Source organism: Spirochaetota bacterium, assembly GCA_004297825.1.
In the GTDB taxonomy this organism is placed as follows: domain Bacteria; phylum Spirochaetota; class UBA4802; order UBA4802; family UBA5368; genus FW300-bin19.
This window is the reverse complement of sequence record SCSX01000053.1, coordinates 1-12,770: the sequence shown is the minus strand read 5'-3', so window position 1 is coordinate 12,770 and position 12,770 is coordinate 1. Positions and strand designations below refer to the sequence as shown.

The 12,770-nt window shown below is 56.7% G+C and carries 15 protein-coding genes; 13 read left to right on the top strand and 2 right to left on the bottom strand.

The annotated features are described in order from the left end of the window. Positions 1-60: 60 nt before the first annotated feature. Positions 61-1,275 carry an aminotransferase class I/II-fold pyridoxal phosphate-dependent enzyme gene (locus EPN93_10875; protein ID TAL35200.1) on the bottom strand — a complete coding sequence of 405 codons (1,215 nt, stop codon included), beginning with the start codon at positions 1,273-1,275 and terminating at the stop codon, positions 61-63. 425 nt (positions 1,276-1,700) lie between these two features. Between EPN93_10875 and EPN93_10870 the strand changes: the two genes are divergently transcribed. Continuing rightward, positions 1,701-2,423 (top strand): enoyl-CoA hydratase/isomerase family protein, encoded by a 723-nt coding sequence (locus EPN93_10870; protein TAL35199.1) that lies wholly within the window; start codon positions 1,701-1,703, stop codon positions 2,421-2,423. Positions 2,424-2,559: 136 nt separating this feature from the next. Beyond that, positions 2,560-2,760, top strand: coding sequence for a hypothetical protein (locus EPN93_10865; protein ID TAL35198.1), 201 nt, complete (start codon positions 2,560-2,562; stop codon positions 2,758-2,760). 132 nt (positions 2,761-2,892) lie between these two features. Here the strand turns inward: EPN93_10865 and EPN93_10860 are convergent, their stop codons facing one another. Continuing rightward, positions 2,893-4,134: an MFS transporter gene (locus tag EPN93_10860; protein ID TAL35197.1), complete on the bottom strand. Its 1,242-nt coding sequence runs from the start codon at positions 4,132-4,134 to the stop codon at positions 2,893-2,895. A gap of 347 nt (positions 4,135-4,481) precedes the next feature. On the opposite strand from EPN93_10860, the gene EPN93_10855 reads away from it, so the two are divergent. The 11 genes from EPN93_10855 to EPN93_10805 all read left to right on the top strand — a co-directional run. Next, positions 4,482-5,345: a 4Fe-4S dicluster domain-containing protein gene (locus EPN93_10855; GenBank protein ID TAL35196.1), complete on the top strand. Its 864-nt coding sequence runs from the start codon at positions 4,482-4,484 to the stop codon at positions 5,343-5,345. Positions 5,346-5,356: 11 nt separating this feature from the next. After that, a complete protein-coding gene (locus tag EPN93_10850; protein ID TAL35195.1) occupies positions 5,357-5,638 on the top strand; it encodes a hypothetical protein in 282 nt (93 codons plus the stop codon). Then, a complete protein-coding gene (locus EPN93_10845) occupies positions 5,628-6,242 on the top strand; it encodes a MarR family transcriptional regulator (protein ID TAL35194.1) in 615 nt (204 codons plus the stop codon). Before EPN93_10850 ends, EPN93_10845 begins: the two co-directional genes overlap by 11 nt. Next, the gene (locus tag EPN93_10840; protein TAL35193.1) at positions 6,242-6,610 is read left to right on the top strand and encodes a nitrous oxide-stimulated promoter family protein; all 369 of its coding nucleotides are present in this window, start codon (positions 6,242-6,244) and stop codon (positions 6,608-6,610) included. The genes EPN93_10845 and EPN93_10840 overlap by 1 nt, the downstream gene beginning before the upstream one ends. A 15-nt stretch (positions 6,611-6,625) precedes the next feature. After that, complete coding sequence (locus EPN93_10835) at positions 6,626-7,858, top strand: DUF438 domain-containing protein (protein TAL35192.1); 1,233 nt, start codon at positions 6,626-6,628, stop codon at positions 7,856-7,858. Between the two features lie 22 nt (positions 7,859-7,880). Beyond that, positions 7,881-8,210, top strand: coding sequence for a cupin domain-containing protein (locus tag EPN93_10830; GenBank protein TAL35191.1), 330 nt, complete (start codon positions 7,881-7,883; stop codon positions 8,208-8,210). 122 nt (positions 8,211-8,332) lie between these two features. Then, entirely contained in the window at positions 8,333-8,776 is a 444-nt protein-coding gene (nrfH, locus tag EPN93_10825; GenBank protein ID TAL35190.1) for a cytochrome c nitrite reductase small subunit, read from the top strand. A gap of 48 nt (positions 8,777-8,824) precedes the next feature. Next, positions 8,825-10,336, top strand: coding sequence for an ammonia-forming cytochrome c nitrite reductase subunit c552 (locus EPN93_10820; GenBank protein ID TAL35189.1), 1,512 nt, complete (start codon positions 8,825-8,827; stop codon positions 10,334-10,336). 7 nt (positions 10,337-10,343) lie between these two features. Beyond that, positions 10,344-11,768, top strand: coding sequence for a glycine dehydrogenase subunit 2 (locus EPN93_10815; GenBank protein ID TAL35188.1), 1,425 nt, complete (start codon positions 10,344-10,346; stop codon positions 11,766-11,768). After that, entirely contained in the window at positions 11,756-12,619 is an 864-nt protein-coding gene (gene lipA, locus EPN93_10810) for a lipoyl synthase (protein TAL35187.1), read from the top strand. Before EPN93_10815 ends, lipA begins: the two co-directional genes overlap by 13 nt. Then, positions 12,607-12,770 (top strand): lipoate--protein ligase family protein (locus EPN93_10805; GenBank protein TAL35186.1); only part of this gene is annotated, 164 nt, incomplete at its 3' end. The genes lipA and EPN93_10805, both read left to right, overlap by 13 nt.

The following is a 12,770-nucleotide window of genomic DNA, read 5'->3' as shown; positions in this document are numbered from 1 at the left end:
TCTACGATTGCGACGCACCTGGTGGCTTCTTCGTCTTCATTTCCGGCGATCCGGATACCGTTACGCCACGTTGTCGAGAATCTTTGTTTCGCGGCCGATTTTCTCGAAACGGTCGAGCACGAAATCGAGGTGTTCGTCCTCGTGCGTGGCCATGAAACTGAGCCGGATCAACTGCATACCGACCGGTACCGCCGGGTATATCACGGGATTGGAAAAAACCCCATTATCCAGGAGCTTGCGCCAGAACCTGAATGTAAACAGCATGTCGTCGCCGTTTATGAGAATGGGGACCACCGGCGTTTCGCCGTCCTTGACATTGAAGCCGAGGTCCCTAAGCCCCGTGCGGATCTTCCGGGCGTTCGAATGCAGCTTGCGAATCCGCTCCGGTTCCGCCTGCATGATTTCCAGGGCTTTGAGCACCGCGGCAACCTGGCCGGCGGGCATGCTCGCGTTGTAGATGAGCGCCGGGGAATTGTGCTTGATGAAGTTGAGGACGTTCTTTTCGGAAGAAATGAACCCCCCCTGAGAAGCCAGGCTCTTGCTGAACGTGCCCATGATTATATCCGTGTCCGCGGTGAGTCCGAAATGGTTCGCTGTTCCGCGTCCCAGGTCCCCCAATACGCCCAGGCTGTGCGCGTCATCGCACATGATGCGTGCGTTGTATTTCCGTGCAATGCGCACGACCTCCGGAAGGTTGATGATGTCTCCATTCATGCTGAAAACACCGTCCACGACAATGAGCTTTCCTGCGTCGAGGGGAAGGCGGCTGATAACGCGCTCAAGGTCCATCATGTCATTGTGCTCGTACGTGACCAGCGTCTCGGGGCCGCACGTCGCCTTCGCGATGAGGCAGCCCTGGATAATGCTCGCGTGGTTTTCCTTGTCGGAAATGATATAATCGCCCTTCTTGATGATCCCTACGATGGCGCCCTGGTTCGTCTGGAAACCGGTGCTATAAAGAAGGGCGGCCTCTTTTCCCGTGAATTCCGCCAGTTTTTCCTCGAGCTCGAAATGTATGTCGAGACTGCCGTTCAGGAAGCGCGAGCCCGAACATCCGGAGCCGTATTTCCTGGTTGCGGCTATCGTGGCTTCCTTTACGCGCGGGTCGGTGGTAAGTCCGAGATAGTTATTGGATCCGGCCATGACCGTTTTGCGGTTGTTCATGTACACGATTGGCCCCTCGTTGCCGGTAATCGGATGAAAAAATGGATACAGCCCCATGGCTTTGACCTCGTCGGCCAGCGTAAAATCCCTGCATTTATCGAAAAGATCCATGAAAATCCTCCAGTTTAATTATTAGACTTGTTGCATGACTCCAGTCTTTACGGGCTTTTAAGGGGCGAAACTCCTCAAAAGCCCCCCGCAGGGGCTCCCCGCGAGCGCGAGACGGCAGTAGCGCAACATTTCTTTTACATATGTTCATATAAAAAAGAATATCAATGGAACTTATATGAACGGCGCATTATATAATAGTCTACACTATAAATACAATCATATTTTTATAATATATCATATAAATAATCATTAACTAACAGCGCAACAATACTATGTAATTTTGAGTGAGCATTCGTTCAGTTGTGAATGAGTGCTTACTCGTTTAGCGGGTTCCTTTTTTGAAACGCTTCTTTAAAATGAATTGTAATTCCGGGTACCGCCCATAAAATGATCCAATAATCCAGCACCACGGGAAGGAGTACTTTATGGCAATTATAGAGTGGAAAAAGGATGAATCGGCAGCAGTCGTAACGATGAACAACGGCGAAAACAGGCATAACATGGATTTCGCGGACACGATGCTGGCGACCCTGGAGGCGATCAAGTCCGATGCGACCGTAACCTCGATCGTGCTCACGTCCAGCGACGAGAAAAACTTCTGCCTGGGAATCGACGTGGAATGGCTCGGCAGGAAGATGGGGGAAAAAGATTTCAACTCCATTAAGGAATTCATGTACAAGATGAACCGCGTGTTCCAGGAGATCATGCTTTTCCCCGTACCGGTGATCGCGGCCATCAACGGGCATGCGTTCGGAAACGGCGCTATTCTCTCATGCGCGTGCGATTTCAGGTTTATGAAATCGGATCGGGGGTTTTTCTGTTTTCCGGAAGTCAACATAGGCATTCCCTTCCTTCCCGGGATGATCGAATTTGTGAAGAAGGCGATCCCCTACTATAAATTCAACGAGATGAAGCTCAGCGGCAGGCGCGTGGGCGCCGCCGAGCTCGCCGAGCACCATATCATCGAAAAGGCATCGGCGGACCGCGATGAGCTTTTAAAAGATGCGTTAGGGTTCGCGAAAACATTTGCCAAGAAAAGGGGAATATTCGGCGAGATGAAGAAGCGCCTCCATAAAAATATAATCGCGGTCATGGACGCCGAGGACAAGGTTTTTATAGAAAAGCTTTTCCTTATGATTGCCGATTGATGCTTGCTATTTTAAAGGAAATGCGCTTAATTTAGCATAGGGTGGGAGGAAGGTTTCATTCAATCGCTGTTCCGACGGGATCGGGTGCCGGGTTGAAGGCACAGTGACGATAAAAATTGATGAGGGGTAAAACGCGATGAACGATGATGTAGTGCTTACCTACCTTCAGGAAATGGAGCACCGGCTGAAGAAAGAGATCGAAATAGCCAAGCACGATATAATAGAGGAAATCGAAACCAGCCTCATGGAGGTTGGCGTATACAAGAAGGAAATCATGGACAGCATCAGGAAGAACAGCAAGGTGAAAATGATTAATTCTGTAACCAAACGAAAATAGCCTGAAATTATTTCGAGACAAACAGCGATTGGATAACCCAATCGCTTTTTTATTTGGTGCGCCCGGCACGGGCGCACCAAATAAAATGGGGGGTGCAGGGGCACCCCCCTTGGATTCTATGCGGTGACCTTTCTACTTTTTCGCAGGGGTCTTGATGAAGAGAACGGTCAGGATAAGTCCCAGGACGGCGAGCGCCGCGGTCGGGTAGAACGCGACCTGGTAGGAGCCGAACGCGTCCTTCGCCTGGCCGGAGATGATTCCGCCGATGATGGCGCCAAGGCCGTACGCGAAGAAGACGACGCCATAGTTGCGCGCGTAGTTCTTCATGCCGAAGAAGGTCGCGGTGGACGTGGGCGCGATCGCGAGCCAGCCGCCCAGCGAAAGCCAGAAGCCGCAGAACGCAATCACGTAAAGCGTGACATCGCCTTCACCCGCCAGCAGCATCATAACGGATACTACGAGCATGAGGACCAGGTTGATGATCGCAGCGCCCTTTGGGGCAAGCTTGTCGGTAAGGGTCCCGAAAAGCGGACGACCCACCGCGTTGAATATTGCGAATATACCGACGAGCATGGATCCGGTAGCGCCGTCGATCTTGATCATCTCGTTGCCGACCGACTTGGATACGCCGATCGCCATGAGGCCCGCGATGCAGCCGAACAGGTAGCACAGGAACAGGCCCCAGAAGGAGCTCGTCTTCGTCATTTCGCCTGAATCGAAGTCGATCGATGAAGCGGCGCCCGCGGGGGGATTCCAGCCGGCGGGTTTCCATCCCGCGACGGGAACGCTGAGCGGGAGCGCGAGGATGACGAGGATTATCGCAAAGGCTATGCCGAAATACAGGAAGGTCATGCCGAGTCCCACGGAGGGGATAAGTACCTGCGCCAGGTTGGCGGTAATGAGCGCCGATCCGCCGAAACCCGCGAGCATGAGGCCGACCGCAAGGCCTTTCTTGTCGGGGAACCACTTGGCGGCAATCGCGACAGGGGCGCCATACGTAAGACCCACGCCGCTGCCGGCGACCACACCATAGGTGAGGATGAGCATGTAGATGCTCTGCATCTGGACGGATACGTACGAAAGCGCCCATCCAAGGCCGACAATTACGCCTCCGATAAGGGCGAGCTTTTTGGGGCCCAGCTTTTCCATGAGCCTTCCGCCGAAAAACATCATGATGGAAAAGAAGGCGAGGAAAATCATGAAGGGTAGGTTGCCCAGGAACGCGGTAACGTCCGGCATCTTCTTGATTTCGGGAAGAAACACGCTGTAGGAATAGACGCTTCCGAGACAGAGGTACATGACAAGGCAGAGAATGACGAATATCCATCGGCCGCCTTCGGCAGCCAAACCGAAGAGTTTGTTCTCGTTCGACATTAAGGATCCTCCTAGTGAGATGTGTAAGGCTCGTGGGAGCGGATACGATTATTGCGCAATGATTTTGAACATGTCTATCAGTACACGGGGGAATTTGTCAAATTCTAACCGAAACGGATTTCCAAAAAATGGAATTTATTCTCCCGGCACGCGCGCCTCGCATGGTCATGGGGAAAGGATTCATGGAAAACGATACTGTGACGTCCGCCGCGGGTGATATCGGACCCCCGGAGCCTGCCGATTGAGCGTTCTCTCCCCGAAAAATTATTATAGCCGCAAAAATTCTGTTGACAAAAACAGACGGTACCGATAATGGTTAGGAATCCTAACGATAATGTGAGGCGGAAATGAAACGGAGCATAATTTTTATCGATGAAGAAAAATGCAACGGGTGCGGGAACTGCGTACCGGGTTGTCCCGAGGGGGCGCTGCAGATAATCGACGGCAAGGCGCGCCTGGTGAGCGACCTTTTCTGCGACGGGCTGGGGGCATGTATCGGCGAGTGCCCGGAAGGCGCGATCGTGATCGAGGAGCGCGAGGCCGAGCCCTACAACGAGCGCCTGGTCATGGAAAACATTATCAGGCAGGGCGACAACACCGTCAGGGCGCACCTGCATCACCTGAAGGAACACGGCGAGACCGGGTATTATAATGAGGCAGTGCAGTTTTTAAAGGAAAATAATTACCCGGAACCCTCCACACCGGCAGCACCGAAACCAGTAGCCGTTGCAGCGGTACATGCCCATGCCTCGCACGCGGGCGGAGGATGCCCGGGCTCGCGAACGATGGATTTCAGGGACGCGCACGCTGCGTCCCCATCTCCCCAGGCGCAGGTGGCAATGGAAACGGAGCTCAGGCAGTGGCCGGTACAGTTGCACCTGCTCAATCCGCGCGCGCCGTTTTTAAAGAACGCCGACATGGTGATCGCCGCCGACTGCGTCCCGTTCACCTATCCGAATTTCCACCAGCGCTTCCTGAAAAACAGGGTGCTCGCGATTTTCTGTCCCAAGCTCGATGACGGGATGGACGAATACGTCGAGAAACTGGCGGAGATATTCTCGACACAGGATATTTCCTCGATTACATTGGTGCACATGGAGGTTCCCTGCTGCTTCGGCGTGGAGCGCGTGGTGAGCGCCGCGCTCGCGAAGGCGGGGAAAAATATCGTCATCAAGGATTACACGATATCGATTCGCGGGGAGATCATGTAGGGGGTGCCCTCATGCATGCGAAGTGTCCGGGCGCGGGGAAAATACGCACGCCTGAGATAGCGGGGAACAAAATCTGCCCGCAGTGCGGGTGCGCGATCGAGATATTCTCGGACGAGGTCGAGTCGCGCTGTCCCGCGTGCGGCCGGGCGGTGTACAATGATCTGAAGAGCTGCATACAGTGGTGCCGGTACGCCGAGGATTGTGTGGGAAGCGAGGTTTACCGCGCGCTTAAAAGCGCCCTTGACCGCGGACGTCCCGGATCGCAGGACAGGAGAATAGCCGATGAGCCGTGACATCAGGGACGCGGATTTCAAAATAGTCGCCGCGCTGGACAAGCTGAGCCAGGTGCAGCGGATTTTACTGTGGGACGCGGCGAAGAACGAAAACCTGAGCCCCATCCAGATACAATTCATCCAGTTCATTCAGCAGTACCCGGCCGCGCTTCGCAGGGTGACCGTGCTGGCCCGGGAATTCGATCTTACCAAGGCCACCGTGAGCGACGCGGTGAGCGCGCTCGAGGCCAAGGGGCTTGTCGCGAAATCGAGGGATGATGAGGACCACAGAACGGTCACGCTTTCACTGACGTCCGCCGGGAAGCGGATCGCGGCCCGTCTTACCGGTTGGCAGGACGCGCTGTACCGGCACATCGCGGAGCTGGACGCACCGCGGAAGGAAGAACTTTCGCGCATGCTCATGGGCCTCATCAAGGCGCTCTTCGAAGACGGCGTGATTCGCGTGGCAAGAATGTGCCTTGCATGCGGCAATTTCAGGATAGACGCCTACGCCGCCTCGGCGAAACCGCATCTGTGCGGGCTCACGGGAAACGCGATCTCGGACGAGGAGTTCAGCTACGGGTGCGCGCATTATTCGGTTCCCGACCGGGCAGGGGAGGCGTGATGACGACGAATGCCGGGTCGGATGAAAAAACCCGAAAAGACTGCCGGGTACTCGCGCATTTCGTGGGCATCTACTGCGAAAACCTGCATCCCACGGACGAAAAGCAGGCGCGCATTTTCCAGGGGACCGTGGGCGCACAGGTGAACAGCTTGTCGCTGAACCTGTGCGACGACTGCGCGCGTCTGCTGGCGCACGCGGTAAGCAAGAGGATTATCTGCCCCCATGATCCCAAGCCTTCGTGCAAGAAGTGTGCGACGCACTGTTACCTGCCCGCGTACCGGGACAGGATACGCGCGGTGATGAAATTTTCAGGCATGTACATGATCAGGCATGGACGTGTGGATCTCATGTTTAAATACTTCAGTTGAACCGGGAGGAGTCAAATGGGAGAGAACACCCAGGAATCGAAACAGCGCAGGGAAACGCTCAAGGGCCTCATTCGCAAGCTTCATGCGGGGCACGGTGCGGAGGATGTCAGGGAGGAGCTCGTCCGGGTCCTGGGATCTATTCCCTACGACGACGTCGTGCACGCGGAACAGGAATTGATCGCCGAGGGGCTTCCCCGGGAAGAGGTCATCAAGCTGTGCGACGTGCATACGGCAGCGCTTAAGGGGGCCATCGACCAGTCGGGGGCCAGGATCGCGCCGGAAGGACATCCCGTACATACGTTCAAGCTGGAAAACAACGCCCTGAACGGGGAGCTACTGGGACTCGAGAAGCTCATGGAAAAAGCGGCCGGCCTTCTGCAGGGCGACACGACGACGCTCGTGCTCGAGATGCGCGACAGGATGAACAGGCTCATGGACGTGGACAAGCACTATCGCAGGAAGGAGTATCTCCTTTTCCCCTACCTTGAAAAGCACGGGATCACCGCACCTCCCACGGTAATGTGGGCCAAGCATGACGAGACGCGCGTATTTTTAAAAGAAGCGCTTTCCGCGCTGAACGGCGTGGGGGGTGATATCGTCAGGCTGCACCGCGCGCTTCCCGTGCTTAAAAAGGCATCCGATGCCGTCCAGGACATGACCGGGAAGGAGGACCAGATACTCTTCCCCATGAGCCTGGATACCCTGACCGACCCGGAATGGTATGACATCGCGCAACAGAGCCGCGATATCGGCTTCTGCCTGGTCGATCCAAAGGAGTCGTGGATCCCGGCAAACCTTGGAGAGGCGACGACGGCAAAGGAGTCGGGGGGCCGATTCAACCTTCCGACGGGATCGCTCTCGGCGATCGAGGTCGCCGCGATCCTGGACGCTCTGCCCGCCGACGTCACCTTCGTGGACAAGGACGATACCGTCCGCTACTTCTCCCAGGGAAAGGACCGCATCTTCGAGCGAAACCGCGCCGTCCTGGGACGCAAGGTGCAGCACTGCCATCCGCCCAAAAGTGTGCACATGGTGGAAAAAATACTCTCGGACTTCAGGGACGGGAAGGAATCGAGCGCGGCGTTCTGGATCACCATGAAGGAGCGATTCATCCATATCGAGTACGTTGCGCTTCGCGACACGAGCGGAGGGTACCTGGGAACCCTGGAGTTCACCCAGGACCTGACGGACAAAAAAAGTCTTACCGGCGAACAGCGCCTTCTCAGCTATTCTGAAAAACAGCGCTGAAATATTTTAATAGAGGATACCAATGGAAAGCCACGAATTTACACGCGAAGGCCTGGCAGTACGCGAACTGGTGAATTACCAGGACGGATCGGTGGTCAGCAAGACCATCATTAACAAGCAGAGCGGTACGCTCACCCTGTTCGCGTTCGACAAGGGAGAAAAGCTGAGCGAACATACCGCACCGTTCGATGCGGTGGTCCATGTCCTGGACGGCAGCGCGAAAATTACCATCGAGGGCACACCCTACACCGTGCGGGAAGGAGAGTTCATCCTCATGCCCGCGGGAAAACCGCATGCCCTGGAGGCGGTGGCGCCCTTCAAGATGATGCTGATAATGATTAAAGGCTCGTGACCAGGCGACCGTAATAAATCCCGGGCCGGGGCGAAAAAAAGACTGGCGAAAACGAGAAAAAGGAATTACTTTAATGAGTAATTCCTTTTTCTTAACACCATTCATCTCGCGGGGAGGTCCGCATGAATCTTGCCGACAGGAAAACGAGGATATACCTGGGGGGAACGCTGTTCGCCGTGCTCCTCGTCGCGGCAGCGCTTCCCGCCGTCATGAAGAAAACCTCCACGACCGAATATTGCGCGAGCTGCCATGTGATGCTTCCCCGCTACGAGGACTGGTTTTACACCGGGAAACATACAATGATACGCTGCGTCGACTGCCACCTGCCCAACGACAGTTTTCTGAACCATTACGTGTGGAAGGGACTGGACGGGATGAAGGACGTCGTCTATTTCTACACGGGGATAGTGCCCGAGATGATACATATCACGGTGCACGGCAAAAAAACAATCCAGGCGAATTGCGTGCGCTGCCACGAGGAGATGGTGTCCCGTATCAACGCCGACGCAATGCGCTGCTGGGATTGTCATCGCAGTTTTTACCACAATAGAATAAACGAATTCTAATCAACGCTCAATCTTTCGTGAAAATTCTAGTTACACGGGGGGATTACCATGAATCTGGACTGGATTAAAACCATCAACAGGAAGTACCTCATATATGGCGGTGCCGCATGCGTGGTGTTCCTGTTCTCTTTCGTGATCCTGTTCGACGGCTGTGCGCCATCCAAACCCTATCCCGTGCTTGTGGGTGGAATCCCCGACAACGAGATGCGCCCGGAGAAATGGGGAGAGGTGTACCCCCTCGAGTACAAGTCATGGCTGAAAACGAAAGAGCCCCGCGAGAAGGCGAGGAGCAGGTACAAGCGGGGATGGGACACCGACAAGATCGTGTGGGACAAGCTTTCCGAGTTCCCCTTCATGGCGCTCCTGTTCAACGGGTTCGGGTTCGGCATTGAATACAACGAGCCGCGCGGCCATTATTACATGATGATAGACCAGAGGGAAATCGACCAGTCGCGGACGAAGGCAGGCGGCGCGTGCCTGGCGTGCAAGAGCCCCTATGCGAACAAGTTCTACGAGGAAATGGGCAAGGAGCTCTTCAAGCTGAGTTACGCGGACGCGGTGGCGAAGATTCCCAAAGAGCACCAGGATATGGGGGTCTCGTGCATCGACTGCCACGACAACAGGAACATGGACCTCAAGGTGGGCCGCTGGACCGTCAAGGGCGGACTTAAAGCGCTCGGGAAGGACGAGTTCGCCCGCCAGGAAATGCGCTCGGTCGTGTGCGCGCAGTGTCACGTGACCTATTTCATTCCCAAGGACGACAAGGGCGTCTCGAGCGACGTGGTGTTTCCCTGGGCCGGCAGCACGTGGGGAAACATATCGGTGGAGAATATCATCAAGGTTCTTCTCTCCAGTCCCGCGAACCGGGAGTGGAAACAGGCGACGACCGGCTTCAAGCTGCCGTTTATCAGACACCCCGAATTCGAATTTTTCACCATGCAGAGCACGCATTTCAAGGCGGGACTCGCCTGCGCCGACTGCCACATGCCGTACAGGCGTGAAGGCGGCTTCAAGATATCCGATCACAATATCATGAGCCCCATCAAGGACGACCTGCGGGCGTGCGCCAACTGTCATCCGCAATCGAAGGACCGGCTGCGCGATTCGGTGTTCGCGATCCAGGACCGCATCGTATCGCTGCTGAACAGGGCCGGCTACGCGGCGGCGGGAACGGCCAAACTTTTTGAAATGGTCCACGCGCAGCAGGCGGCCGGCAAGGCGATCGATCAGGCCTTGTACGCGAAGGCGAAAGAATTCTACGAGGAGGCGCTGCTCAGGGGCATTTTCATAGGCGCCGAAAACTCCATAGGATTCCATAATCCGACGGAGGCCGGAAGGATACTCGGCGACGCAATCGCCTTCTCGATGCGCGCGGAGGCGCTGCTCCGGGAGGCCCTCATGCAGGCGGGGGTGCAGGTCCCCGAGGTCGTGCAGCTCGAGCTGCCGAAATATCTCAACAACAGGGGAAGTAAACACTTGAATTTCCAGCCCGGCCATGAGATCAAGGATCCGTACGGGACATCCGACAGGCTGCAGCCCGCGATATCGAAGGGGATATAAGGTAAGAATGGCGACAATATTTGAAAAATCCGCACCGGGCAGGAATTCGTTCAAAATCTCGGTGCCCGATATTCCCGGGGGAGACCCCATTCCAGGGGAGCTCCTGGGCGAGGACCCGCGCCTCCCCGACGTAAGCGAGATAGACGTGGTGCGGCACTACACCGCGCTATCGAAGATGAACTTTTCGGTGGACGGGGGCATGTACCCGCTCGGCAGCTGCACGATGAAATACAACCCCAAGATCAACGAGCGCCTCGCCATGCGGGACGGCTTCACGATGCTTCACCCGCTCGCCCCGCCAGAAATGGCCCAGGGCGCCCTGCGCCTCATGCACGATCTCGCGGGCTACCTGTGCGCGATCACCGGCATGAACCGCTTCACGCTTCAGCAGGCCGCGGGGGCGCACGGCGAGCTCACCGGCGTGATGGTGATCAAAAAGCATTTTCAAACGCGCGGGGAACGGCGCGACGTCATCCTCATTCCCGATTCCGCGCACGGCACGAATCCCGCCTCGGTCGCGATGTGCGGTTTCAAGGTGAAAGAGGTGCCGTCCACGCCCGAGGGCGACGTCGACATCGAAGCGCTCAAGGGAGTGCTGGACGAGCGCGTGGCGGCGATGATGCTCACCAGCCCCAACACGCTCGGGCTTTTCGACCGCAACATTCATGTGATTGCCGACATGCTGCACGCGCGGGGCGCGCTTTTTTACTGCGACGGGGCGAACCTGAACGCGATCATGGGACGCGCGCGCGTCGCGGACATGGGCTTCGACCTCATGCATGTAAATTTACACAAGACGTTTTCCACGCCCCACGGCGGTGGCGGGCCCGGTTCCGGACCCCTGGGCGTGGTCGCGTCCCTGGAGCAGTTTCTTCCCGTGCCGGTGGTGGAGAAGCGGGGGGACCGATACGTCCTCGACAGCGAACGCCCCCTGACGATCGGCCGGATACATTCATTTTATGGGAACTTCCTCATCCTGGTACGCGCCTTCGTCTACATCCGCATGCTGGGCGCCCAGGGCGTCAAGGGACTGAGCGACCAGGCGGTGCTGAACGCGAATTACCTCATGGCGCTGCTGAAAAAGGATTACCATCTTCCCGTCGACCGCATCTGCAAGCACGAGTTCGTGCTGAGCGACAAGGGGATGCCCAATGGGGTCACCACGAACGATATCGCGAAACGGATCCTGGACTACGGCTTTCATTCGCCCACGGTCTATTTTCCCCTGCTCATACCGGGCGCGATCATGATCGAGCCCACGGAATCCGAATGCAAGGAAACGCTCGATGACTTCGCGGTCGCGATGAAAGCAATAAAGGAAGAGGCCGAGCGGGACCCGGAGAAGGTCAAGACCGCGCCGCACACCACGCCGATACGCAGGGTCGACGCCGTGCTGGCGGCCCGCAAGCCGGTGCTGGCATGGGAAAAGTAGGGCGCTCCATCCCGCCGGAGTATGCGATCAGTATCCCGGGGGGGGAAGAGTACACCCGCATCAAGCGCGTCATTAAAGAAGAGAATCTCCACACGGTGTGCATGGAGGCGCGCTGTCCCAATATCGGCGACTGCATGTGCCGCGGGACGGCCACCTTCCTCATCATGGGTCCGACCTGTACCCGTAATTGCCGGTACTGCGCCGTCTCCACGGGCGCACCCGCACCCCCGGACCCCGACGAACCGTTACGTGTCGCGCGCGCGATTGAGAAAATGAAACTCACCTACGCCGTGATCACCTCGGTGACCCGCGACGATCTTGCGGACGGGGGTGCGGGAATCTTCGCGCGCACGGTGAGCGCCGTCAGGGAGCGAAGTCCCGGATGCCGGGTCGAGGTTCTCATCCCGGACTTCATGGGGTCGGGTGCCGATGCGCTCGACACCGTGATGCGAAGCAGGCCCGACGTCATAAATCATAATATCGAGGTGGTACGCCCCCTTTTTGGAGAGCTGCGCCCCCAGGGCGATTACCGGCACTCCCTGCGATTGATCGAGCGAGTCGCGAAATCGGGCATACCCGCGAAGTCCGGGCTCATGGTGGGATTCGGCGAAAGCAGGCTCGACGTATTTGATACGATGAGGGATCTCAGGAGCGCGGGATGCGCGATGATAACGGCAGGGCAATACCTGAGATCGCGCAGGGAGGGATATCCGGTGGGCCGCTACTACACTGCCGCGGAATTCGACGATATCCGGGCCATGGCCCAATCGCTTGGGTTCGAATCGGTGCAATGCGGCCCCCTGGTGCGCAGTTCATATCACGCCGGCGAGATGGCGGAATGCCGCGCCTGATGGCGGGTATCGTGAAGGCGCCGGGCGAGAAGCTCGTGCGCGTTCGATTTATCCTGGACGCCGGGCGCGTCACAGCGATCAAAATATCGGGGGATTTTTTCATTCATCCCGAAGACGCCGTCGAAAGCCTCGAAAATTCCCTCAATAATAC